Annotated in this window: 24 protein-coding genes and 1 pseudogene; 5 read left to right on the forward strand and 20 right to left on the reverse strand. The window is 29.0% G+C overall.

Annotated elements, in window-relative coordinates:
- Positions 1-49 precede the first annotated feature (49 nt).
- From DAD81_RS03945 to DAD81_RS03955, 3 genes are all read left to right on the forward strand, one after another.
- Positions 50-409 carry a YraN family protein gene (locus DAD81_RS03945; protein ID WP_111706937.1) on the forward strand — a complete coding sequence of 120 codons (360 nt, stop codon included), beginning with the start codon at positions 50-52 and terminating at the stop codon, positions 407-409.
- Between the two features lie 97 nt (positions 410-506).
- The gene (locus DAD81_RS03950; protein WP_111706938.1) at positions 507-905 is read left to right on the forward strand and encodes a DUF134 domain-containing protein; all 399 of its coding nucleotides are present in this window, start codon (positions 507-509) and stop codon (positions 903-905) included.
- Positions 906-936: 31 nt separating this feature from the next.
- Positions 937-1308: a NifB/NifX family molybdenum-iron cluster-binding protein gene (locus DAD81_RS03955; protein WP_111706939.1), complete on the forward strand. Its 372-nt coding sequence runs from the start codon at positions 937-939 to the stop codon at positions 1306-1308.
- A gap of 70 nt (positions 1309-1378) precedes the next feature.
- Here the strand turns inward: DAD81_RS03955 and DAD81_RS03960 are convergent, their stop codons facing one another.
- The 3 genes from DAD81_RS03960 to DAD81_RS03970 form a co-directional block, all read right to left on the reverse strand.
- Positions 1379-1867 (reverse strand): TlpA family protein disulfide reductase, encoded by a 489-nt coding sequence (locus DAD81_RS03960; RefSeq protein ID WP_111706940.1) that lies wholly within the window; start codon positions 1865-1867, stop codon positions 1379-1381.
- A gap of 120 nt (positions 1868-1987) precedes the next feature.
- Positions 1988-3394: a thioredoxin-like domain-containing protein gene (locus DAD81_RS03965; protein ID WP_111706941.1), complete on the reverse strand. Its 1407-nt coding sequence runs from the start codon at positions 3392-3394 to the stop codon at positions 1988-1990.
- A gap of 79 nt (positions 3395-3473) precedes the next feature.
- Positions 3474-3827, reverse strand: a complete 354-nt coding sequence (locus DAD81_RS03970; protein ID WP_111706942.1) for a hypothetical protein — start codon at positions 3825-3827, stop codon at positions 3474-3476.
- Between the two features lie 127 nt (positions 3828-3954).
- Here DAD81_RS03970 and DAD81_RS03975 point away from each other — a divergent pair, with 127 nt between their 5' ends.
- The gene (locus tag DAD81_RS03975; RefSeq protein WP_111706943.1) at positions 3955-4470 is read left to right on the forward strand and encodes a CvpA family protein; all 516 of its coding nucleotides are present in this window, start codon (positions 3955-3957) and stop codon (positions 4468-4470) included.
- 53 nt (positions 4471-4523) lie between these two features.
- Positions 4524-5642: a TlpA family protein disulfide reductase gene (locus DAD81_RS03980; protein ID WP_111706944.1), complete on the forward strand. Its 1119-nt coding sequence runs from the start codon at positions 4524-4526 to the stop codon at positions 5640-5642.
- 172 nt (positions 5643-5814) lie between these two features.
- Here the strand turns inward: DAD81_RS03980 and DAD81_RS03985 are convergent, their stop codons facing one another.
- The 17 genes and pseudogenes from DAD81_RS03985 to DAD81_RS04065 form a co-directional block, all read right to left on the reverse strand.
- Positions 5815-6567 carry an SH3 domain-containing protein gene (locus DAD81_RS03985; RefSeq protein WP_111706945.1) on the reverse strand — a complete coding sequence of 251 codons (753 nt, stop codon included), beginning with the start codon at positions 6565-6567 and terminating at the stop codon, positions 5815-5817.
- A 1-nt stretch (position 6568) separates the two neighbouring features.
- On the reverse strand, positions 6569-8335 hold the full coding sequence (locus DAD81_RS03990; protein WP_111706946.1) for a BatD family protein: 1767 nt from the start codon (positions 8333-8335) through the stop codon (positions 6569-6571).
- Between the two features lie 5 nt (positions 8336-8340).
- Positions 8341-9141 carry a tetratricopeptide repeat protein gene (locus DAD81_RS03995; RefSeq protein ID WP_111706947.1) on the reverse strand — a complete coding sequence of 267 codons (801 nt, stop codon included), beginning with the start codon at positions 9139-9141 and terminating at the stop codon, positions 8341-8343.
- A complete protein-coding gene (locus tag DAD81_RS04000) occupies positions 9131-10180 on the reverse strand; it encodes a VWA domain-containing protein (protein ID WP_179950019.1) in 1050 nt (349 codons plus the stop codon). The genes DAD81_RS03995 and DAD81_RS04000 overlap by 11 nt, the downstream gene beginning before the upstream one ends.
- 68 nt (positions 10181-10248) lie before the next feature.
- Positions 10249-11253, reverse strand: a complete 1005-nt coding sequence (locus tag DAD81_RS04005) for a vWA domain-containing protein (RefSeq protein ID WP_179950020.1) — start codon at positions 11251-11253, stop codon at positions 10249-10251.
- Between the two features lie 2 nt (positions 11254-11255).
- Entirely contained in the window at positions 11256-12845 is a 1590-nt protein-coding gene (locus DAD81_RS04010) for a hypothetical protein (RefSeq protein ID WP_111706949.1), read from the reverse strand.
- A 15-nt stretch (positions 12846-12860) separates the two neighbouring features.
- The gene (locus tag DAD81_RS04015) at positions 12861-13733 is read right to left on the reverse strand and encodes a DUF58 domain-containing protein (RefSeq protein ID WP_111706950.1); all 873 of its coding nucleotides are present in this window, start codon (positions 13731-13733) and stop codon (positions 12861-12863) included.
- Between the two features lie 79 nt (positions 13734-13812).
- Positions 13813-14820, reverse strand: a complete 1008-nt coding sequence (locus DAD81_RS04020; RefSeq protein ID WP_179950021.1) for an AAA family ATPase — start codon at positions 14818-14820, stop codon at positions 13813-13815.
- Positions 14821-14992: 172 nt separating this feature from the next.
- On the reverse strand, positions 14993-15841 hold the full coding sequence (locus tag DAD81_RS04025; protein WP_111706951.1) for an OmpA family protein: 849 nt from the start codon (positions 15839-15841) through the stop codon (positions 14993-14995).
- Positions 15842-15954: 113 nt separating this feature from the next.
- Positions 15955-16165 (reverse strand): annotated as a pseudogene (locus DAD81_RS04030) (UDP-2,3-diacylglucosamine diphosphatase); the annotation flags it as partial.
- 35 nt (positions 16166-16200) lie between these two features.
- Complete coding sequence (locus DAD81_RS04035) at positions 16201-17049, reverse strand: OmpA family protein (RefSeq protein WP_111706952.1); 849 nt, start codon at positions 17047-17049, stop codon at positions 16201-16203.
- A gap of 113 nt (positions 17050-17162) precedes the next feature.
- Positions 17163-17915, reverse strand: a complete 753-nt coding sequence (locus DAD81_RS04040; RefSeq protein ID WP_111706953.1) for a UDP-2,3-diacylglucosamine diphosphatase — start codon at positions 17913-17915, stop codon at positions 17163-17165.
- A gap of 57 nt (positions 17916-17972) precedes the next feature.
- Positions 17973-19598, reverse strand: a complete 1626-nt coding sequence (locus tag DAD81_RS04045) for a S41 family peptidase (protein WP_111706954.1) — start codon at positions 19596-19598, stop codon at positions 17973-17975.
- Positions 19595-20020, reverse strand: coding sequence for a deoxycytidylate deaminase (locus DAD81_RS04050; protein ID WP_111706955.1), 426 nt, complete (start codon positions 20018-20020; stop codon positions 19595-19597). The genes DAD81_RS04045 and DAD81_RS04050 overlap by 4 nt, the downstream gene beginning before the upstream one ends.
- Before the next feature lie 55 nt (positions 20021-20075).
- Positions 20076-20648 (reverse strand): HupE/UreJ family protein, encoded by a 573-nt coding sequence (locus DAD81_RS04055; RefSeq protein WP_317047310.1) that lies wholly within the window; start codon positions 20646-20648, stop codon positions 20076-20078.
- Between the two features lie 61 nt (positions 20649-20709).
- Complete coding sequence (locus DAD81_RS04060) at positions 20710-22188, reverse strand: aminotransferase class V-fold PLP-dependent enzyme (protein ID WP_111706957.1); 1479 nt, start codon at positions 22186-22188, stop codon at positions 20710-20712.
- Between the two features lie 8 nt (positions 22189-22196).
- The gene (locus DAD81_RS04065) at positions 22197-24146 is read right to left on the reverse strand and encodes a protein-disulfide reductase DsbD family protein (protein ID WP_111706958.1); all 1950 of its coding nucleotides are present in this window, start codon (positions 24144-24146) and stop codon (positions 22197-22199) included.
- Positions 24147-24242: the final 96 nt, after the last annotated feature.

A 24242-nucleotide genomic window follows, 5' to 3' on the forward strand; every position in this document is an offset into this window, starting at 1 on the left:
AATGCTAAATTGAAGGTGACGGAATCTCGCTTATACAAAAACAAAAAAAATGGCTACACACAATGAATTAGGAGAAAAAGGAGAACAATTAGCTGTTAATTTTCTTTTAAAAAAAGGTTATAAAATTTTAGAACGTAATTGGCGATTTAAAAAAGCTGAAGTTGATATTATTGCATTAAAAGATTCAATTTTAGTTCCGGTTGAAGTAAAAACCAGAACTTCAAATTACTTTGGAAATCCACAAGATTTTGTAAATCACAAAAAGATTCAATTATTGGTTGAAGCTATTAACCAATATGTAGTTTCTAAAGATTTAGATGTTGAAGTTAGGTTTGATATTATAGCAATTATCAAAAACAAAAACACCTCTAAAATAGAACATTTAGAAGATGCCTTCTTACATTTTTAAGGCTATGTAACTTTTACTGCCAAAAATAGCTATTTTTTATTTTTATTATGAACGCAGGTTCATTATATTTGTGCTTTCTTTTGAAGAATTATTAATAATGGCAAGACCAGAAAAGAATCGTAAAATTTCACAACCTCCTATAATGAAAGGCTTTAAACCTTATGGGATTCCACGTTGTAAAGTAGCGTCGGTTCAACTTACACTAGAAGAATACGAAAGTATACGATTGGTTAATTATGAAATGCTTCAACAAAAAGAAGCTGCAGTACTTATGAATATTTCTAGGCCTACACTTACCAGAATTTACAATAAAGCTTTAAAAACAATCACCAAAGCGTTTGTTGAAGGGAAATCCATTGAAATTGAAGGTGGCAATTATGAGTTTGATAAGGAATGGTACCGTTGTAAAAATTGCCACAATTTAGTTGAAGGAGAAAACAATGACGTTGTTTGTAAAACAAAAGAAAACTTCTGTAAAAGGGAGCAAAAAATTTGAATATTAAAAAATTAAAAATAATATAAATATCATGAAAAAAATAGCAATACCTGTAAATGAAAATAAAGAAATTGAAGATCATTTTGGACAATGTGACTTTTATGAAATATACACAATTGTAGAAGGAAATAAAATTCAAGAAGTTAACATTTTAGAATCTGAACAAGGCTGTGGATGCAAATCTAATATAGCAAGTGTTCTTGCTGAAAATGGTGTAACAACAATGCTTGCAGGTGGAATTGGACAAGGAGCCATTAATGTTTTAAACCAATCTAATATTGATGTTATTAGAGGTTGTTCTGGAAAAACTAAAAGTATTGTAGAACAATATTTAAACGGTAAAATACTAGACAGTGGCGAAACATGTACGTCTCATAGTCACGATCATGAATGCAGTCATTAATTAAATTATAATAAAAAAGAGCTCAACAAATTGAGCTCTTTTTTATTATAATTTATATCAATACTTACTTTTAAAGTAACTTTTCAATTTCTGAAATTAATATTTCTTCAATATTTTCAGAAGAACCTTCTAAAACAAAAGAAATAACTCCTTTTTTATTTATAATTACATGTGTTGGGTACAACTTTACCGGATTATAAACTTTTAACATTTCATAAGATCCAGACATTACTTCATAATCAAAATCAACTTTTCGTAAAAACTTTTTAAGTGTTTTTTTACTATTTGGTGCTGGAGCAATAAACACTATATCTGCTCTATTTTTATATTTTTCCACTACCTTGTTTACCTTTGGCATTTCTTGTATGCAAGGTGCACAGGTAGTAAACCACATTTTTAAAACAACAACCTTATCAGCATATGTTTCTATAGTACTTGTCTTGCCTTTTAAGTTATACAACTTAAAATCTGGTGCATTCTTACCTTTTAATACACTTTGTGCATTTACATTTAATAAAGCAAGTACCGCAACTAAAAAAACAATTAATCTTTTACGCATATTATCCTTTTATATTTATTATTTAACAAACGCCATACTATTCAAGATAAATAATTTAAATCCTTGAGATGATCTTTAAGTTTAAATTCTTTAACTATTAAAAATAAAATATTTCAGTTTTTACTTTGCGTTTAACAACAGCTCATCTTTTTCTATAACTCCTTTTTCAGATTCCGTTTTATTCTCATTCAAATACATCTTTAAATCTAAAAAATGTTCTGGTTTTGAAATAATTGTTTTATAAGAATCTAATATAAAATAGGTAGGGGTTGAATGAATTTCATACATCCTAGCAATAGGGTTTGTCCATTTTTCTAAAGCTAAAACATTTGTCCATTTTGTAAATTTTTCTGTATGATGATTAAAACCTAATTCATCTTTCTCTAAAGAAATTGCAATAACTTCAACATTTTTATTGTCTTTAATATATGTGTACAATTCAGGAACTTCTTTTAAACAATGGGAACAAGTAGTACTCCAAAAAACCAAAACATATTTTTTTGCACCTTTTAAATCAGATAATTTAACAAGTTTCCCTTCTTGTTCAAATGAAAAATCTGGAGCTGTTTTTCCAATTGCTAATTTTACTTTAGATTGAACATCTTCAATAACCTTCTGACTAATTAACTCAGCCGGAAGTTTATTATAATAATTATCAATACAAAAATCTAACATTCTAAAATTTTCTTCATTTGCAAATGCATATAAAAGAGAAACTAACACATCGCTTTTTGCATTGTTATCAGTTATTAATTTCATAACATTATTAACAGAATTCTTAAAAAGAACACTTTGCACATGAATATCATCAGAGCTATTTAAATAAAAAACATATTCAACAACACGTTCGCTTAAAAAAGACGAATTTATAAGTACTTTATCATTAAAGTTAATATTATCAAAATAATGTTTGTCTAAAAAATTTAAATATTCTTGAGGTGTTTTAATAGGTTTCTCTGGATATTCTTTTTTATAAGATTTTATAAAACTATTTGCAATATTATTTTGTGATTCACTTTCAAATTTAGATTGAAATTTTAAATATTCCTTTTTCTTTGAAACAAACTGTTTTGCCGTTTTCTTTGCTATTTTTTCGTCTTTCAAATTAAAAAACGCTAATTGTAAAGAATCTAAATTATGCAATATTGCAACTGATTCATTTAAATAACTTGCCAATGAACCGTTTTCTACAGAATTTATAAATTTAGTTGTGCCAGATGGAAATGTAGGGTCGAAATTAAATTGTATACTTTTTTTTGAATATAAAAAATCAACATATCCTGTATTTTCAAAATCAAACATTAATCTATACATTCCATTATTGAAAGATTCTGGAATTTCAACTGAAAAATCACCAGTTTTCTTATCAATAGCGGCATAATTCACATACAATTGCTTAGCTCCTTTTAATTGATAGACGATAACATTTTCATAATCTTCAGATACCGGATCCATCTTACCACTCACAATATTTTGCGCAAAACTATAAGTAGATACAAGGAAAACTAAAAGAACTATTCTTAACATATTCTATATTTTTTATAAATTATTTCAATAATCAGACCAAAATTAGTAATTTTTATAATCTAATTTTGAAACCTAATATTTAAATTAACTCTTGAGCTTTAAAGTATAAAACTATTGCTTCTTTCATAAGTACTGTTTGTTCACCAGATTTTAGTGGCGGTAACTCTTCCAATACTTTAAAATGTGGCCATCCATCATCATCAAAAAAATCAAATTCATAATACCCAAATGGTTCTAATAACCTACAAATGGCAATATGCATTAAGTTTAATTTATCATCCTTTTTAAATTCTACAACTCCTTTTCCAAGTTCCTGAACACCAATTAAATAAATTATAGCATCTAAATTAAGTTGCTCACCTTCTCCAAATTTTGCTGATAATATAGAAATAACAGAATCGTATTCCTCTTTTAATTTTATATCTCTTGACATTATTATTTTCTAGTTAGATTGCAAAGATAGTTATTAGTTTTTTTCGTTTAAACATAAAAACAATCAAATAAACAACGCATCATTTTAACAAATAAACAATAATAGTATCTTTACAAAAAACATTTATATGAATACTTTTGATATAATAATTGCTGCACTTTTAGTATTCGGATTTATAAGAGGGCTTTTAAAAGGACTTTTTGTTGAAGTTGCTTCACTAGTTGCTTTAATTGCTGGGATTTACGGTGCTATTCATTTTTCTTTTTTTGTTGGCAATTTTTTAGCAAAACAGGTTTCTTGGGATGAAAGATATATTACCATTGTTTCTTTTGCTGTAACCTTTGCAATTATTGTTTTAGTTATTAGTTTGTTAGGAAAATTATTCACCAAAATAGCAGATTTTGCAGCATTGGGTTTATTAAATAAAATTCTTGGTGGTGTATTTGGAGCTCTTAAAATTGGGCTTATTTTAAGTATTGTATTATTAGTGTTTACTAAATTAAATGACACAATTCCTTTTATTTCAGATGAACAAAAAGAGGAATCTATTTTATACCAACCCATTAAAAATTTAGCCCCAACAATATTTCCAAACTTTTTAACTATTGTTGAAGATAAAACCAATACTGCTATTTCAAATTAAATTATGTTAGTTAAATCATTTTGATGCGTCAAAAAGGTTAATTATTAAAAATTATGCACAATAAAACTATTTCACTACTAGGATTTTTAATTACTATCCTTCTTTTTTCTGGATGTAATTCTAACAACGAAAATTCATTCATTATTTCTGGAAAAATTCCAACTTTAAAGAATAGATATATCTTACTTTCAAAAATTGAAACTATAAAAATGAATAAAACCACCTTTATAGATTCAATAAAAGTTGATGAAAGAGGAGAATTTAATTCGGTTTACTTTCTAGAACCTGCCATTTATTCATTATCATTTAATAATGAGAGAACAATTTTAATAGCCGCAAATAGAGGTCAAAACATTAAATTTAAAGGTATTTCTGTAGATAAAATAAAAGTTGCTGGCTCTAAGGATTCAAAATTATTATATGCTTATCAAGCATTTAGAACCAAATCTTTAAATAGGTTGGTAAAATCAGTTAGAGATGAAATTAAAAATTTAGATTCCACTAAAATTTCTGTTAAAAAAATAACAGAATTAAGAGAGTTAGAAGTTGAAAACTACGGAAAACACATGAATGAATTAGCTGATTTTGTAAAAGATAAAATGGGGAATTCTATCGCAATTTATGTCTCTGCATTACGATGGAATAATGAGAAACTTCCATTTTTTGAAGATTTAATGGTTGATTTTTCGGAAAAATATCCTGATTTAGAAATTACACATCAATTACAAGATAAAATTGAGTTACTTAAAAAAACAAGCATTGGAAGTAAAATTTCAGCTATTAAAATGCCAAATGAATTTAATAAAACTATTTCATTAGATTCAATAAAAGGTACCTATACTCTTATAGATTTCTGGGCTAGCTGGTGTCCTCCCTGCAGAACAGAAAGTGTTTTACTTAAAGAGCTATATAAAGCATACAATCCGGAAGGATTTCAAATTTTAAGTATATCATTAGATTCCAATGGAAATCGTTGGTTAAATGCGCTTAAATTAGAACAGAGAACCTGGCCAAATGTTTCAACCGTTGAAGGATTTAGTACACCTGTTGCAATTGAATATGGAATTACCTCCTTACCATATAATATTTTAATAGATGCTGAAGGTAAAATTGTTGCTTCAAATGTTCATGGAAAGCATTTAAAAGAATTTGTTGAAAAATTATTTGAGTAAAGAAATTTATATCCACTAAAAATCATTTAGCTAAATAAGTTGTTTTTCTTAATCTCTGAAGAGAGATAAAAAATTCCATATTATTTATTAAGACCTTTAAATAACAGTTCTAAGCTGAAGGAAAGAATAACTTAGATTTTTTATTAAAAAAAATGAACTAAAGAGATAAAATTTAAATTTCTTTTAAGTAATCTGCATAAATCCATCCGATTTTACCATCGGCAATTTTAATTTTTTTCCAATTATCAAGTTCATCTAAAACAATTACTTTAGTTCCTTCATGAAGTTCAAACACTTCATCACTTGAAGTTGAAGGCGCATTTTTAATTTCTACTTTTGAAGAAAAAATAATCGCTGTTCTATTTTTTTGAACTGTTTTAAAATTTGAATAAGCGAAAAATACCGTTACAATTAAAACCAGCACTGAAAAAATAGTTGTATTAAAATAGAATATCTTCTTTTTTGATGATGATGAAAAATGATATAATAAAAATAATAACGAAGCTAAAAAAGAGGCTATAACAGCAATTATTGCCCAAGTATCAAAGGAAAACTTCTGGATAATACTAGCTGAGAATCGTTGCAAAAAAGTTTTTGGCAACTCTTCAATAACATCAATAGTCATTCTTTTTGCAAATGCCAGATTATTTAATGCATCCTCATTAGTTGGGTTTATTTTTAATGCTTTTTCATAATAATAAATAGCTGGAGCTACTTTATTCATTTTATAATAACAATTTGCAATATTAAAGTACAAATCATCAGATACCATTCCTTGTTCTTCAATAGCCAAATAAACACCAACGGCTCTTGTATAATTTTCTTCTTTATAAAATGTATTACCTTCATCAAAAAGCTTATCAACTTCTTGTGAATAAGCAACTAAGCTCAAAAGCAATACTACTATGCTAACTAACTTTTTCATCTTACAACTGCTTATCTATATTTGTTATTACTTCTTTGGCTTTCTCTAATTCTTGCTCCATCATTACATTTGTTGTTGGCGTATAACGAGCAAAATTACAACTATTTAAAACATTCATAAATTGCTTAATTGTTTCTGAATCAACCCCTTTTTCAGTCAATATTTCAGCTATTCTTTCAGATGAAATGTCAGAAGTTTCAACAAGAAGTTTTGCTTTTAAGAAATTATGCAATGCTCTTTCTAGAGCTATATAAAAGGCCTCCTGGTTTCCTAGTTCCTTTTTAGCTTGTGATAAATATTTTTTTGCCAGTCTATCCGCCTTTCTTATTTTATTTCCAAATACATCCCTAGCACGTTCCGCTCGTTTTTTACCTATTAAAACTCCAATAGGAATTGCTAAAAATGGCAAGAACAACAATAAATAAAATAGGTCGGAATCTAAAAATTGAGATTTAACATTTGCTTCTAATTCTGAATCTAAAGCAATAAATCTAAAATTATTATCAGTTCCTACAACACGCTGTTTAGGACTCACAGCTACATTATTGTTAGATGATGGTAATTCTTTACCTTCTGTTACATTAACAAAAATAGCCGGTGCTTTAATAGTATTATATTTTTCCTCTTTTGGGTTAAAATATGTAAATGAAACTTCTGGAATTTTATATTTTCCTTTATATTGTGGAACAACTGTATAAGTGTCGGCAACACTTCCACGTAAACCTGTTAATGCAGTTGCTACATTTTCTTTATGTTCTGGCGTATACACCTCTAATTCAGAAGGAGTAGTTATTTTAGGAATTTCAAATAGTTTTAAATTTCCTTTTCCCGAAACTTCTACTTTTATTTGTGCTGCATCATTTGCTTTTAAAACATTTTTATTTGCAGCAACCTTAAAGTCAAACTCACCAACAGCACCATTAAAATCAATTGGTTTTCCTGCTAATGGAAGTGCTTTTACATTCACCGTTTTAATAGCTGAACTTGCAGAGTAATTAATGTTTTTTGTAATCATATTCCCAAAAAAATCACCTCTCCCAGTTGGTACACCAACAGAGAAACTCATTTTCATAGGTTCAATTTTAAGATTTCCTTCTCTTTGTGGAATTAAAACAGCTCTTTTTAGAATTATATATCTATAATCTTCACCATTATATTCTCCTTTTTTAACACTAATCTCCTTTACTTCAATATCTTGATTCCAAAATCCATTATACTGCGGCGATTCGCTTACTCGCCAATCATTAACACTTATGTTTTCACTCACATAAAGCTTATAAACAACATAAATTCCTTCACCAACATAAGGTTTTAAATTAGAAACCTCAGCTACTAAATGAATATTTTGTTGTGCTATATACTCAGGATTATTTGGGTCTTTTGGTATATCAACGGCTTTTACAACTGTAATTTTAACTGGATTTGATTTTATAATCTCACCATCATACTCAATAGATGCCGGAGCAATAGTAAATTCCCCCTCTTTTTTAGGTTCAAGAATATATATGTAAGATTGAGAATAAGATGCTTTACCATTAATCCAAGATTGATTTACAGATGAACTAGGCCCTCCAACAATTGTAAAATTGTTAAAAGAAGGCGCAGCAAAATTATCAGCACCTTGTTTATTCACTGAAAATTGAACTTTAAATCGTTGATTTACTCCTAATTTATTTTTACTTACATCTGTTTTAAACTCAATTTGAGCAGACAACAGTTGCGATGTGCAAACTAAAAAACCAAGTATGTAAATTTTAAGAAATTTCATTTTTGTTACCAGTCTTTTTCTTGTTTAACTTGTTTACCTTTTGCTTTTTCAGCATTTAATTTTTTCTGAGTTTTATTCTCTTCATTATTCATAGCCTCTAACAATTGTTTCATCTGTTCTGGAGACAATTGATTTGGTCTAGGTTTTTGTTCCTGTTTTTTATCTTCATCTTTCTTTTCGTCATTTTTCTTTGGATCTCCTTTATCATCTTTCTTTTCGTCTCCTTTATCCTTTTTATCGTCTTTATTTTTGTCGTCTCCGTCTTTTTTATCCTTGTCCTTGTTATCCTTATTTTTATCGTCCTTTTTGTCTTTGTTATCTTTATTGTCCTTGTTATCCTTGTTTTGTTGTTGCTGTTGTTTCAACATTTCTTGAGCCAAAGCCAAATTGTAACGTGTTTCATCATCTTTTGAGTTGTTTCTCAAAGATTTTTTATAGGCATCTACCGCTTTATCATACTGTTTTTCTTTCATAAATGAATTTCCCATATTATGATAGGTTTCAGCCTTGCTTATTTTATCAGTACTCATTTTTTCAACCAATTCAAATTGCGCTATTGCTTCTTTGTTTCTATTTTGCTGATAAATTGTATTCCCTAAATTGTACGAAGCTTTTGGGTAACTTGGGTTCTTAGATAAGGCTTTTTTATACGAAATTTCAGCTTCATTAAATTTCAATTGATTGTATAATTTATTCCCCTCTCTAACATCTTCCCTAGCTTCACGCGCCAATTTCTCAGGGCTTTTTTGCTGAGAAAAAAGAACACTTGTAAAACCTAAAAATAATATGATGAATCTATTTTTCATTCTTTTCAGTTTGATTAAATAAATTTAAATTTTGAATCCATTTTGTTTTTTTCTCTAACATTAATACATCTAATAACAAGAATAATAAACCTAAGCCAACAAACCATTGAAACTGATCTTTATAATCAGCAAATTTTTTGGTTTCGAATTCACTTTTTTCTGCATTTAATAATAGATCTCCTATTATATCAACTGTTTCTTGCGTTTTATTTCCGTTAATGTATTTTCCATTACCTTCATTGGCAACATCCATCAATACTTTTTCAACCATCCGGGTTATTACTACTTCTCCTTTATTATCTTTTTTATAACCAATAACCGAACCATTATCTTTTATTGGAATTGGACCTCCTTTTTCTGTACCTACACCAATTGTATATGTTTTTATACCTTGTTCTTTAGCTTCTTTTGCCAATGAAACCGTATTCTCTTCGTGATCTTCACCATCTGAAACAATAAAAAGAAACCTATTGGTTTGTTCTTCATTATCAAAATAAGATATAGCTCTTTCAATTGCTTCATTTATTGCAGTTCCTTGGCTACTTACCATATCTGGAGTTGCATTTTGTAGAAACATTTTTGCGGCAGCGTGATCTGTTGTTATTGGTAATAAAGGATATGAATTTCCTGCATAAATAATAATCCCAACTCTATCGCTACCTAGTTTTTCAATTATTCGGGTAATAATTTGCTTTGCTTTATCCAATCTGCTTGGCGCAATATCCTCAGCTAACATACTTTTAGAAACATCTAGTGCAAAAACAATATCTACACCTTCTCGTTTCACTGTTTCAAGCTTTGTACCCATTTTAGGGTTTGTTAAAGAAATAACTAAAAAAGCCAGTCCTAAACAAAGTGAAATAATTTTCACAAACGATTTAAATGTTGATCGTTCTGGACTTAACTTGTTAATTAATCCAATATCTGCAAATTGTTTTTGTTTTCTTTTTTTCCACCAAAACACCAACAAAAACAATACAAATATTACTGGAATAATTGTTAGATATAAAAAATATGTCGGTTCTTCTATTTGATACATTTTTACTGATTGTTATTTCTTAGTTGTTGATTTCATTATTAAACAATTCCATTTCTCAACATCTATTTTTATATAAAACTTTTAAATATTGTGTTTCTTAAGAATACTTCAATCAAAATAAATAATCCTGCTAAAAGCACTAATAATCTATATTTCTCTTGATAATTATAATATTTAAACTCTTCTATTTTTGTTTTTTCTAATTTATTAATCTCTTCATAAATGGATTTTAATTTAGAATTATCAGTTGCTCTAAAATAGGTTCCCCCAGTTTCTTTAGCTATATACTGTAACAACTCTTCATCAATTTCAACAGGAGAGCTTCTAAATAATAATTTTCCAGTTCTAGGGTCTTTAGCATACGGAAATGAAGCGGTACCATTGGTTCCTAAACCAATTGTATAGACTTTTATTCCTAAGCCAACTGCTAATTCAGTTGCTGTTTTTGGATCTACAAAACCAGTATTATTTACTCCATCGGTTAATAATATAATAACCTTACTTTTAGCTTTACTTTCCTTTAACCTGTTTACTGCTGAACCTAATCCCATTCCAATTGCAGTACCACCATCAAGATCTCCCCATTTAATTTTTGAAATGGTATTTCTTATAATTCTTTTATCACTGGTTATAGGTGTTTGAGTAAAGCTTTCACCTGCATAAACAACAATTCCTATTCTATCATTTGGACGTTGGTTTACAAATTCAGTTGCTACTTTTTTAAGTGCCTCTAATCTGTTTGGTTTTAAATCACGTGCCAACATACTTGCTGAAACGTCAATTGCCATAACAATATCAATTCCCTTATTTGTTTTAGTACGTTTGCTTACTGATACATTTCTTGGGCGCGCCAATGCCACTATTAATAAGGTTAAGGCTAACAGCCTTAAAACATTTAATAAAGGCTTAAACTTAGCTAATAATGATGGTTTTGCCTCAAACCCTTTTATACTTGAAATGGTTAAAGTTGCTCCATCTTTTTTACGAACTAAAAAGAGCCAAACAGCCAATAATGGTATTAAAATTAATAACCATAAAAACTGAGGATGTAAAAATTCAAAATTTCTCCACATAATTACGGTTTTAATGATATTGATTTTACTATTCTATTTACCACTGCTTCGGCAGAATCATCACTCCATAGCGATGAAACATACACTTGTCTCATACCGTCTTCATCTGCAAAAAGTAACATTGTTAACTTATAATCTTCATTTAGATTAGTACTTTCATTTTTTCTTTTAAATTCAACATCTGCTCTTTTCCCTTTTATACCATCAATTTTAATGTTCTTCTTTTTAATATTGGTAAAGGTTGTATTCATTTGGGTTTCCATTGCATTTAATGATCCTGAAATTCCAATATCTAAATCTATTTCTTGCAGCTTATTTAAAAATTTTGTTGTTGAAACTGCTATATAAAAATTACTAATTGGACTACCATATGTAAATATTGAAAAATCTCCAATTGTTGAAACTCCATTATTTGGTAATTGCACTGATTGCACTGCTAAAATTTCTGGTGTTTCAACATAAATTGCAGGATTTCCATAGGTAGATTTGTACCATTGATCTTCAAGCATTTCAGTTGTAGTTTTTCCTAAGAAATTTTCTTTTATAAAATGATATCCAAAATAGCCAATTATACTAACTGCTAAAAATGCCAAAGCAATAAATATTAATAAATATTTTTTCAGCGGGCTTTTCTTTTTAACTGGTTGTTCGATAAATATCTCTTCATCTAAACTCTCATCTTTAGTTTTTAAATTATTAATATGAACAGCAGTTTGTGTATTTTTTATAATTTCTTCTACAGTTAATCTATCTGATTTAATTTCTTCAATTATTGGTTTTGATTTTGCGAATTTAACTAAATCAGCACTTTGTAAAACCTCTTTTAACTGCTTTATAGTTTCTTTTGAAATTCCTAATTTACTAGATTCATTAAAATCAACAATTGTTTCAACCAACTCGTTAGTTGTAGATTCTAATGCCGGAATTTTTATATCTTTTTCTATATAAGTTCTAACAATATCTGTTAATTCAGAATAGTATATTTTAACCTTATTTTGCTTCAACAATTCTTTTTCGTCTAATTCCTTAAGTCTATTCATAGCTTCCTGAATAGGAGCAACATAAACTTTTGGAATTGCTTTTATTATTTTCTTTCTAAAAATAAAATATAAGATAGCTGCAAATAATAGTAGTATTGGGATGATCCACCACCATAAATACTTGTAATCATCATAAGTTTTAGGTTCTCTTTTAATGGACTTTATTAAGTACATTTTTTGTTTTGTAGTATCTACTTTAACACTTACAACATTAATTAATAATGAGTCTGTTAAGTATTTTTTACTATTAACTAAAACTTGCTGTTGAGGAATAATAAACTGACCGCTATCAAAGCTTGTTAGCAAATATCTTTTTTCAAATTTATTTTTTAACGTATCTGTTTTAAAAGATTCAACAACTTCAACCTTACCTAAACTATCTAATTTTAATTCAGGAAAAACCACATTATCAGTTTCATTTACAGATATTTTATATTGAATTTGTTCTCCAATTCTTATAAAAGTAGTATCCGTTGAAATTGAAACAGTGTTTTGCTGTGCAATTCCAATAAAACCAATAAAAAACAATATATAAACTAAGTATTTTTTCATTTTTAAATTCACTATCTATCTTGCTCCTTTACGCTTAAAATATCCTAATAATTTTTTCACATAACTTTCATCAATTCGAGAACTTATAGTACCTGCACCACTACGAGTAAAGGATTTTTCAAAATAATCAACTGTTTCATTGTAGTGCTGAGAATATCCATTTCTTACACTTTTTGAAGCCGTATTTACCAATATTGTTTTACCCGATTCTGCATCAAGCATTGGCACCATACCTAGGTTTGGAATAGAAATATCATGTTTATCATAAATTCGTATTCCGGTAACATCATGCTTTCTACCTACAATTTTTAACGTGCGCTCATAATGTGTATCCATAAAATCAGAAAGCACAAAAACAATGGCTTTCTTTTTCATAACACTGGATAAAAATTTAAATGCTTCGTTTATATTTGTTTTAGTGCTTTTTGGTTTAAATTCAATAAGCTCTCTAATAATACGAAGTACATGACTCTTTCCTTTTTTAGGTGGAATATATAACTCCATTTCATCAGAAAAAAGCACTAACCCAACTTTATCATTATTTTGAATTGCAGAAAATGCTAACGTCGCAGCTATTTCTGTTATAGTATCTCTTTTAAATTGTTGTGTTGTTCCAAATAATTCTGAACCGCTAATATCAACCATTAACATCATTGTTAATTCACGTTCTTCTTCAAACACCTTTATGTAAGGCTCATTATAGCGTGCTGTAACATTCCAGTCAATTGCTCTTACATCATCTCCATATTGATATTGTCTTACTTCAGAAAAAGTCATACCTCGTCCTTTAAACGAACTGTGATATTCGCCTGAAAATATATGATCAGACAAACGACGCGTCTTAATCTCTATTTTTCGAACTTTTTTAAGTATTTCTTTAGTATCCAATTGTTGTTTATTTGTTGAATTGTTAAATCGTGTAATAGAAAAAAGTTTAACCGATTAATCGGTTAAATGCTTAAATATTTTAAGGCACTTCTACTTCGTTTACTATTTGATTTATGATATCTTCAGAAGTTACGTTTTCAGCTTCAGCTTCATATGTAATCCCAATTCTATGACGCAATACATCGTGAACTATTGCACGAACATCTTCTGGAATAACATATCCTCTTCGCTTAATAAATGCGTAACATTTGGCTGCCATAGCAAGGTTAATACTTCCACGAGGTGAAGCTCCAAAACTAATAAGCCCTTTTAAATCTGGTAAGTTATATTTCTCTGGATAACGAGTTGCAAAAATTATATCTAGTATATATTTTTCAATTTTCTCATCCATATAAACTTCTTTAACCGCTGCTCTTGCTCTATTTATTTGATCTAGAGACGCTACAGAATTAACAACACCAAAAGTTCCCATTAAATTATGACGCATAATTTGCTGTTCTTCTTCTAATTTTGGGTAGTCTATAACTGTTTTAAGCATAAAACGGTCAACTTGCGCTTCTGGCAATGGGTAAGTTCCTTCTTGTTCTACTGGATTTTGTGTAGCCATTACTAAAAATGGCTCATCTAATTTAAAAGTTGTGTCTCCAATTGTAATTTGACGTTCTTGCATTGCTTCTAATAAAGCAGACTGCACTTTTGCTGGAGCACGGTTAATCTCATCTGCCAATACGAAATTTGCAAATATTGGTCCTTTTTTTATAGTAAAATCATTGTCTTTTACACTATAAATCATAGTTCCAACAACATCTGCAGGCAGTAAATCTGGTGTAAATTGAATTCTACTAAAATCACCGTCAACGGCCTTAGCCATTGTGTTAATTGCTAATGTTTTTGCTAACCCAGGAACACCTTCCAATAAAATATGTCCATTTCCAAGTAAACCGATAAGCAATCGTTCAATCATGTGTTTTTGACCAACAATTACTTTGTTCATCTCCATAATTAGCAAATCAACAAATGCACTTTCCTTTTCAATCTTTTCATTGATAGCTTTTATATCAATAGAAACATTATTTTCTTCAATCATTTTTATTGTTTTTAACCGCGTGAATTTAACATGCTTTCTAACACCGTGCAAGTAGCATAAATTATTTTTTATTTGCTGTTAAAAATTGGTTAAAACAATGATGAACTATGGAATTTTATGAAAATTTAAACAATTAATATCTTTAATTAAAGCTTTGTTGAATTTAGCTTTCTTAGTTAGCCGAACTCACTCTTCTTGTTAAATATTCCATATCACTGATTGGCTTATATTTATTATGAAGTACAAATTCAACTCTTTTATTTTCAAGGTGCTTAGAACGAGAACATTTTGCTCCGTTAACACATTCATTTATAAGTTTAGTTTCTCCATACCCAACTGCTGTTAAACGATCCTTGTTTGGCCATTTTGATGAGTTAATATATTTATATATTTCATCGGCTCTTTTGGTTGTTAAATTCAAATTAAAAGAATCACCTCCTAAACTTGATGCATGTACTCCGATTTCAATTTCAAAATCTGGATATTTATATAAAAGCAATATAACTTTGTTTATATTTCTTTTAGATTCTGCAGTCATTTTAGTACTATTAATTTCAAATTGAATAGGATCTATTTTCATTAAAACACGCGAATCTTTATCTACATAAACTTCTTGATTTTCTAGGTTAAAATTAATTTCTCGCTCCTTAACTGAAGTATCTTCTGTAGAAAACAATTTTGTTTGACTAATAAAACCATTTATAGTAACTATTAATTTATAGCACTTTTCTGGAAGCATTTCAATTGTATATTCACCAGATTCATTTGTTGAAACAGATTTCAACTTATGCATTTTTGTGTTTTGACGAATAGTTTCTTGCCCTTTTTTTAAGTTTACAAAATCTTCTTTATTTATGTCATACAAAACAATTTTTGCATTGGACAAAGTTTGAGCCGTTAAGGAATCTTTAACAGTCCCTGAAGCAGTAATTAAATTTTCTGATGAAATTTTTTCTTTAGCGGTAGTAGAGATTGTAAATAAAAATACAACTATACAACTTAGGGTAATTAGGGGTTTCATATGTTAACGTATTTAAATTGGGGTTCTCAAATCTAATTAAATTAGATGATACATCCAAATAAATAGTCACTTTTTTTAAATAAACGGTATGTTTTTTCCTTTAAATGGTATTTCTAAGATTTGTAATAATTCAATATAAAGGCCTTACCATCCAATACAGCATAGGAAAAATAGGTAATCCAATCTTCTGTATTTATATATTTTGAGTTTTTACCAATTTTTATTTCAAGTGGTAAGTGCCTATGCCCAAATACAAAATAATCATAATGTTTATGTGAAAGCTTATCTTTACAATACAAGCCATTCATTTTCTTCGCCAAGAAATATCTTTAATTAAAACTTTATTGAATTTAGCTTTCTTAGTTAGCCGAACTTACTCTTCTAGTTAAATATTCCATATCACTGATAGGCTTGTATTTGTTTTTAAGTACAAATTCAACTCTTTTATTTTCAAGGTGCTTAGAACGAGAACATTTTGCTCCGTTAACACATTCATTTATAAGTTTAGCTTCTCCATACCCAACTGCTGTTAAACGATCCTTGTTTGGCCATTTTGATGAGTTAATGTATTTATATATTTCATCGGCTCTTTTGGTTGTTAAATTCAAATTAAAAGAATCACCTCCTAAACTTGATGCATGTACTCCGATTTCAATTTCAAAATCTGGATATTTATATAAAAGCAATATAACTTTGTTTATATTTCTTTTAGATTCTGCAGTCATTTTAGTACTATTAATTTCAAATTGAATAGGATCTATTTTCATTAAAACACGCGAATCTTTATCTACATAAACTTCTTGATTTTCTAGGTTAAAATTAATTTCTCGCTCCTTAACTGAAGTATCTTCTGTAGAAAACAATTTTGTTTGACTAATAAAACCATTTATAGTAACTATTAATTTATAGCACTTTTCTGGAAGCATTTCAATTGTATATTCACCAGATTCATTTGTTGAAACAGATTTCAACTTATGCATTTTTGTGTTTTGACGAATAGTTTCTTGCCCTTTTTTTAAGTTTACAAAATCTTCTTTATTTATGTCATACAAAACAATTTTTGCATTGGACAAAGTTTGAGCCGTTAAGGAATCTTTAACAGTCCCTGAAGCAGTAATTAAATTTTCTGATGAAATTTTTTCTTTAGCGGTAGTAGAGATTGTAAATAAAAATACAACTATACAACTTAGGGTAATTAGGGGTTTCATATGTTAACGTATTTAAATTGGGGTTTTCAAATCTAATTAAATTAGATGATAAATCAAAATAAATAGTCACTTTTTATTAATAAACGGTATGTTTTTACCTTTAAATGGTATTTCTAAGATTTATAATAATTCAATAAAAAGTCCTTACCATCAAATACAGCATAGGAAAAATAGGTAATCCAATCTCCTGTATTTATATATTTTGAGTTTTTACCAATTTTTATTTCAAGAGGTAAATGTCTATGCCCAAATACAAAATAATCATAATGTTTTTGCGAAAGCTTACTTTTACAATACTGTACAAGCCATTCATTTTCTTCACCAAGAAACTTCACATCTTCTTCCCCCGAAATTAATTTATTTTTTACTGATAAATACTGCGCTAATTTAACACCAATATCTGGATGAAGCCATCTAAAGAACCATTTAGAAAATGGGTTTATAAATACCTTTTTCATAATTTTAAAACCAGTATCACCTGGTCCTAAGCCGTCTCCATGCCCAATTAAAAACGTTTTACCATTAAACGTAAACTCTTTAGGAGTATGATATACCGGAATATTTAACTCTGTTTGAAAATAGTCTTCCATCCAAAGGTCATGATTCCCAACAAAAAAATGAATTTCAATTCCATTATCTTTTAGTTCTGCCAGTTTACCTAGCACGCGTATAAATCCTTTAGGAACTACTTTTTTATATTCAAACCAAAAATCAAATAAATCTCCTAGTAAAAAAATAACATCAGCATCGTTTTTAATGGAATCTAACCAATTAATAAACTTACGTTCTCTAATTTTACTTTTTTCAATTGTTGGCGCTCCAAAATGTTGATCAGAGGCAAAATATATTTTTTTATTGGAATTCAATACAGCAAAGAGTTAAGATTCGCAAAGATACATATTAAAACTTAATGAGATAAAGCTTTAATTAGCACTATCTAATTCAATAACTTTTTCAATCATATTATCCTGCTTCTGGGTTATTAAAAAATACCCAGTTTGACCAAATAAATCTCTTGCAAAAAAAGCATTGAAGTAAATTTTTAAATCTTCTCTTATTTTTGGCGCTAATGAAGTTTTAAGTTTCAACTCGTTTATATATGTATTAAAAATTTCACTATCAACATCAAAGTGATTTTTAAAATCTTTTAATTTCATATTCAAAAAAGAACCTCTATGATTATCTATATAATTAAAAACAAAACTATTTAAACCTCTATAAAATTTACTATTATATGTACGTGTAGTATCAATAGGAACAAAAACATCTGGAATTATCCCTCCTCCTCCGTAAACAATTTTCCCTTTAGGAGTGGTATATTTTAAAGAATCGTTTACCTTAATACTATCCTTAGACATTAATTCACCACTATGAATTCTGGTTAAATAATCACTATTATATTTAGTTGAATTAATGTGGTCATAAGGTTTTTGAATAGATCTTCCTGTTGGTGTATAATACCTTGAAGTAGTAAGCCTAACAGCAGAACCATCTCCTAAATCCATTTCTTGTTGAACTAATCCTTTACCAAATGATCGTCTTCCTACAATTGTTCCTTTATCATTATCTTGCAATGCTCCAGCAACAATTTCACTGGCTGATGCCGAATTTTGATCAATTAAAACATATACTTTACCTTCTTCAAAATCACCATATGATGTGGCAAAAGATTTATCTACCTCTCCGTTTTTATTTTTTGTAAAAACAATTAGTTTTCCATCTTCTAAAAATTCATCAATAATACTATTTGCAATATCCATATAACCCCCGGGGTTCCCTCTTAAATCTAAAATTAAAGACCCCATCCCTTCCGATTGTAAATCTGTTAAGGCTAGTTTAAATTCTTTAAAGGTTGTTCTGGCAAATCGCTCTATATTTATATAACCTAAAGTGTTATTAACCATATAATACCCAGGAACACTCTTAAGAGGAACTTCTCCACGATTAATAAGAATATCTAATACTTCGTTTGTAGATCGTCTATATACTGAAACTAATACATCTGTATTAACCTCTCCTTTCAATGCATTCATTACAGCTTCAGAAATTTTTCTACTTCCTAAGATGGTTCCTTTTTCACCTTCTTCTAATTTTGCTTTTTTTTCAATATAAGCACCAAATAATGAATCTTTATCTGCAGCTATAATTCTATCCCCAGCTTTTAAACCAGCTTTAAAACTTGGGCCACCTTCAATTACACTTGAAACAGTAACAGTATCTTTATACACCAAGAACTTTACACCAATACCTACAAATTTACCCTGCATATTCTCAGTCACTTGTTTCAATTCTTCTTTAGGAATATAAACCGAATGAGGGTCTAATTTTACAAGCATGTTAGTAATAGCGTTATCTAGCAAACTATCCGTATCAACTTCATCTACATAATCATATTGAATATAATTAATTAGTTTTTTTATTTTAACTTCATTGCTATTTGAACTAAATAAAACAGCTTTGTTTTTAAAGTTAATTGAACTTCCTATTAATATTCCAATAGCTACTGCTATACCTATATATAAAGGTAAGCTTGCTTTTCCTTTTATCATTTTAATTCTTTAAGGTGTGTTATTTCTACTCCCGCTTTTTCTAAAAACTGCAAACCAGAAACATCTTTATACTTATTACCATATACTACACGTTTTATTCCAGATTGATGTATTAATTTACTACATTCTTTACAAGGAGAAAGTGTAATATATAGTGTGGAATTTTTACACGATTGCGTTGAACTAGCTACTTTTAAAATTGCATTTGCCTCAGCATGTAAAACATACCATTTTGTATCTCCAACTTCTTCTTCACAACAATTCTCAAAACCTGTTGGTGTGCCATTAAAACCATCAGAAATAATCATTCTATCTTTTACAATTAGCGCACCTACTTTTTTTCTATCACAATATGATAATTTTGCCCATTCTAAGGCCATTCTCATATAGGCCTGATCATATTTTAATTGTTTTTTTTTCATAGTTCTGAGATAATTACGAATGTAAAAAGATTCTTTTTAACGGCAAGTTAAAATTTTACCAAAATATAGTAGACTTCAACATAGGAATCACAACTCCAATAACAATTGATGAAATTATGAGTACCCAATCACGTTTTGAAAATCGAAATATTGTTTGAAAAATAAAACCTAATATTAAGATTATTAAAACAATAATTATTTGAGCTACCTCTACACCCAAAGCAAATTCTAATAATGGGATAAGTTTATATTCTGATTTTCCTATTAAAATTCTAAAGTATGTTGAAAACCCTAAACCATGAATTAATCCAAAAAAGAGTGCGAATACTAAATTTGTGTTGGTTTTTAACTCCTTTGTACTATTCCTAACATAAAATATATTAAATAACGCGGTAATGAAAATAGTTACTGGAATTAAAAATTCAATCCAACGAGAATCAACTGAAACAACTTTATATACAGCCAAAATTAAAGATAATGAATGACCTATAGTAAATAATGTGATTAACCAAATAACTTTTTCCCAATTTCTAAAATCATAAACTACAGCAAGTGCAATTAAAAATAATATATGATCATAGGCGTTCCAATCTAACACATGAAACAAACCCTCTTTTCCAAAAAACATAAGATTATCCATTATAAAATAAAAAAATTAGCGCTCAAAGATAGTAAAGTTTACCCATTGGTTATTGAGCAAACCATTTATTTACAATAGAAGGCTCAATAAGTTTAGCCGTTTTATGAACAAAATCATTTTTACTATCACTATACTGGTAATCTTTACCCCACACTTTATAATTTTCTGCTACTTGCTTAATAGCCTCACAAACAAATAACACTTCCTTATTAGTAATTGTTGGGTGAATTGACATTCTAATCCAACCTGGACGCTCTATCATACATCCTCCTAAAATTTGCTCTTCTATATTATGAGAGTTTTCTTGGCTTACATGCAATAAAAAATGACCGTAAGTACCTGCGCAAGAGCACCCTCCTCGTGTTTGAACACCAAACTTATCATTCAATAATTTTACAATTAAATTAAAATGTACATCTTCAACATAAAAAGAAAAAATTCCTAATCTATCTTCGTGCTGCGAAGCAAGTATTTTTAAGTTTGAAATCTGTTTTAACTTTTCAAAAACAATTTTATTTATTTCATGTTCACGTCTCAAAATATTTTCAACACCCATTTTTTCTTTTAACTGGATGGCTAAAGCAATTTTTATACTTTGTAAAAAACCTGGTGTTCCGCCATCTTCACGCGTTTCAATATCATCTATATAATCATGATTACCCCAAGGGTTTGTATAATTAACGGTACCTCCTCCTGGATTATCAGGAATCATATTTTTGTATAATTTTTTATTAAAAACCAATACCCCTGAAGTACCCGGACCTCCCAAAAACTTATGAGGTGAAAAGAAAATAGCATCTAAATATGCTTCTTTATCCGTTGGGTGCATATTTATTTGAACATACGGTGCTGAACAAGCAAAATCTACAAAACATAAACCACCATACTGATGAATTATTTTTGCAATTTTATGAAAATCTGTTCTTATTCCCGTAACATTTGAACAAGCTGTTACAGAGGCAATTTTTATAGGTCTATTTTTATATTGTTCTAATAGCTTTATAAAACTATCAAAACAAATTAATCCTGAATCCTGACAAGGGATAATTTCAACATTAGCAATAGTTTCTAACCAAGAAGTTTGATTAGAATGATGCTCCATATGTGTAATAAAAACTATTGGTTTTAAATCTTCAGGAACTTTAGTAAATTCTTTTAAACCTTCTGATACCTTTAACCCTAAAATACGCTGAAACTTATTTACAACTCCCGTCATACCAGTTCCATCGGTTATTAACACATCGTTTTCACTTGCATTTACGTGTTCTTTAATTATGTTTCGGGCTTTATGGTAAGCCATTGTCATTACAGAGCCTGTAATAGAAGTTTCTGTATGAGTATTGGCTACAAACGGGCCAAACTCATTCATCATTTTTTCTTCAATTGGTCTGTACAACCTTCCACTTGCTGTCCAATCGGTATAAATAATTTCTTTTTCACCATAAGGTGAGTTAAACGTTTGATTTACACCTACAATATTATTTCTAAATTGTTTAAAATACTTTTCTAATGCTATTTGGTCAGCCATAATTTAAATTACTTAAAGTTTGAAACCCCTTTTTTCATCCAATTAAAATACTCATCAACATCTGGGGTATATGCAACTGGATCAATTAAATTCTCTTCATTTAAATCCATCAACACATAAAAAGGCTGTGCATTTGCTTTGTATTTTATTGTTTGAAATTCGCTCCATTTCTGTCCAATGTATTTTAATTTTTTACCTGGGCGTAATTTAGATGCTACTTCTTCTCCTTTTGGCAATCGACGCTTATCATCTACATACAACGAGATTAAAACAACATCATTTTTTAAAATGTTTAAAACTTTATCTTTTACCCATACATTTTGCTCCATTTTTCGACAATTAACACAAGCATGCCCCGTAAAATCAATCATTACGGGTTTGTTCACCTTTTTAGCGTATGCCAAACCTAAATCGTAATCGTTAAAAGCTATAATATTGTGTGGTGCCATTACATGAGCTCCTTCAGGAATATCTCCGTGAGCACTTCCGCCTCCTTGACTATTTCCAACTCCATAAGGAGATTCACTATAATGTTGTGCTGGTGGAAATGCGCTAATTAAATTTAAAGGCGCTCCCCATAAACCTGGAATCATATACACCGTAAATGAAAGTACTACCAAACCTAAACCTAACCTACCTACTGAAATATATTCTAAAGGTGAATCATGTGGTAATTTAATTTTTCCAAATAAATATAATGCTAAAACACCAAATACTGCAATCCAAATTGCTAAAAACACTTCACGTTCTAACCAATGTAATTGTAATACTAAATCGGCATTTGATAAAAATTTAAATGCCAAAGCTAATTCTAAAAATCCTAAAACCACTTTTACAGTATTTAACCATCCTCCAGATTTAGGTAATGAATTTAACCAACCCGGGAAAGCTGCAAATAATGCAAAAGGTATTGCTAAAGCTAAAGAAAAACCTAACATACCAACAATAGGACCAACCTGATTACCTCCTGCAGCGGCTTCAACCAATAAGGTTCCAACTATTGGACCTGTACAAGAAAATGATACAATTGCCAATGCTAATGCCATAAAGAAAATACCAATCATACCTCCTCTATCTGCTTGCGCATCTACTGTTGTTCCCCATGAACTTGGTAACGTAATTTCAAACGCACCTAAAAATGAGATGGCAAATATTATTAATAATAAGAAGAAAATAATATTAAACCACACATTTGTTGATAGTGCATTTAATGCATCTGCACCAAAAATTACACTAACTAACAATCCTAAAACAACATATATAATAACAATTGAAATACCATAAATAATTGCATTTCTAATCCCAACTGCTTTGTTCTTGCTTTGTTTTGTAAAAAAGCTTACCGTCATTGGTATCATTGGAAATACACATGGTGTTAAAAGCGCTGCAAAACCCGAGAAAAAGGCAATAATAAATATGGTTAATAAACTTTTATTTGAAGATTTATTTTTTATAGGTTTTGTGATTTCCTTTTTATCAATTTTAGATGAAATAGGAGCTACCTTTTCACCTGAAATAGAAAAATCTAAATCAACAAAAGTGGGTGGTAAACAACTGGCATCATCACAAACCATAAACTCAACTTCACCAACTACTTTAAATGCTGCTTTTGTTAGGGTTTTTATTCGTTGTTTAAAGACAGCTTTGTTTTCAAAAAACTTAATCTTCATTTGAAAAACTGGGTCATCAACAGTATGTCCTTTTTCTTCGGAAACGTCCCCTACAAATTCAAATGAATTTGAAGCTTCAAAGGTAAAAGAAGTTGGAATGGGTCCATCTTCAGGAACATTTTGAGAGTATAAGTGCCATCCTGAATCTATAGTTGCAGTTGCAACCAAATCAAATTCATTTTCTGAAATTTTATTAACTGATGTAGACCATTTTACAGGTTCATGAATTTGAGAGTACCCAGTTGTAATTAATAATATTAAAGATAGTAGCGTAAATATTTTTTTCATAATCTTAGTTAGATTTGATTAAAGAATTTCAAAATTAATCATTATTACAAGCTAAGACGTTGATTCACCGATTTTCCCTATAAATAAAATGTTAAA

The organism is Lutibacter citreus, assembly GCF_003260195.1.
In the GTDB taxonomy this organism is placed as follows: Bacteria; Bacteroidota; Bacteroidia; order Flavobacteriales; family Flavobacteriaceae; genus Lutibacter; species Lutibacter citreus.

What these genes read in the sequence shown, in the direction of transcription:
- DAD81_RS03945 (WP_111706937.1), top strand. Translation starts at nt 50, where the DNA reads ATGGCTACACACAATGAATTAGGAGAAAAAGGAGAACAATTAGCTGTT.
- DAD81_RS04000 (WP_179950019.1), bottom strand. Translation starts at nt 10,180, where the DNA reads ATGTATCAAATAGAAGAACCGACATATTTTTTATATCTAACAATTATT.
- DAD81_RS03960 (WP_111706940.1), bottom strand. Translation starts at nt 1,867, where the DNA reads ATGCGTAAAAGATTAATTGTTTTTTTAGTTGCGGTACTTGCTTTATTA.
- DAD81_RS03995 (WP_111706947.1), bottom strand. Translation starts at nt 9,141, where the DNA reads ATGAAAAATAGATTCATCATATTATTTTTAGGTTTTACAAGTGTTCTT.
- DAD81_RS04025 (WP_111706951.1), bottom strand. Translation starts at nt 15,841, where the DNA reads ATGAAACCCCTAATTACCCTAAGTTGTATAGTTGTATTTTTATTTACA.
- DAD81_RS03975 (WP_111706943.1), top strand. Translation starts at nt 3,955, where the DNA reads ATGAATACTTTTGATATAATAATTGCTGCACTTTTAGTATTCGGATTT.
- DAD81_RS04020 (WP_179950021.1), bottom strand. Translation starts at nt 14,820, where the DNA reads ATGATTGAAGAAAATAATGTTTCTATTGATATAAAAGCTATCAATGAA.
- DAD81_RS03955 (WP_111706939.1), top strand. Translation starts at nt 937, where the DNA reads ATGAAAAAAATAGCAATACCTGTAAATGAAAATAAAGAAATTGAAGAT.
- DAD81_RS03970 (WP_111706942.1), bottom strand. Translation starts at nt 3,827, where the DNA reads ATGTCAAGAGATATAAAATTAAAAGAGGAATACGATTCTGTTATTTCT.
- DAD81_RS03990 (WP_111706946.1), bottom strand. Translation starts at nt 8,335, where the DNA reads ATGAAATTTCTTAAAATTTACATACTTGGTTTTTTAGTTTGCACATCG.
- DAD81_RS03985 (WP_111706945.1), bottom strand. Translation starts at nt 6,567, where the DNA reads ATGAAAAAGTTAGTTAGCATAGTAGTATTGCTTTTGAGCTTAGTTGCT.
- DAD81_RS03980 (WP_111706944.1), top strand. Translation starts at nt 4,524, where the DNA reads ATGCACAATAAAACTATTTCACTACTAGGATTTTTAATTACTATCCTT.
- DAD81_RS04060 (WP_111706957.1), bottom strand. Translation starts at nt 22,188, where the DNA reads ATGGCTGACCAAATAGCATTAGAAAAGTATTTTAAACAATTTAGAAAT.
- DAD81_RS03965 (WP_111706941.1), bottom strand. Translation starts at nt 3,394, where the DNA reads ATGTTAAGAATAGTTCTTTTAGTTTTCCTTGTATCTACTTATAGTTTT.
- DAD81_RS04005 (WP_179950020.1), bottom strand. Translation starts at nt 11,253, where the DNA reads ATGTGGAGAAATTTTGAATTTTTACATCCTCAGTTTTTATGGTTATTA.
- DAD81_RS04055 (WP_317047310.1), bottom strand. Translation starts at nt 20,648, where the DNA reads ATGTTTTTTGGAAAAGAGGGTTTGTTTCATGTGTTAGATTGGAACGCC.
- DAD81_RS03950 (WP_111706938.1), top strand. Translation starts at nt 507, where the DNA reads ATGGCAAGACCAGAAAAGAATCGTAAAATTTCACAACCTCCTATAATG.
- DAD81_RS04010 (WP_111706949.1), bottom strand. Translation starts at nt 12,845, where the DNA reads ATGAAAAAATACTTAGTTTATATATTGTTTTTTATTGGTTTTATTGGA.
- DAD81_RS04050 (WP_111706955.1), bottom strand. Translation starts at nt 20,020, where the DNA reads ATGAAAAAAAAACAATTAAAATATGATCAGGCCTATATGAGAATGGCC.
- DAD81_RS04035 (WP_111706952.1), bottom strand. Translation starts at nt 17,049, where the DNA reads ATGAAACCCCTAATTACCCTAAGTTGTATAGTTGTATTTTTATTTACA.
- DAD81_RS04065 (WP_111706958.1), bottom strand. Translation starts at nt 24,146, where the DNA reads ATGAAAAAAATATTTACGCTACTATCTTTAATATTATTAATTACAACT.
- DAD81_RS04045 (WP_111706954.1), bottom strand. Translation starts at nt 19,598, where the DNA reads ATGATAAAAGGAAAAGCAAGCTTACCTTTATATATAGGTATAGCAGTA.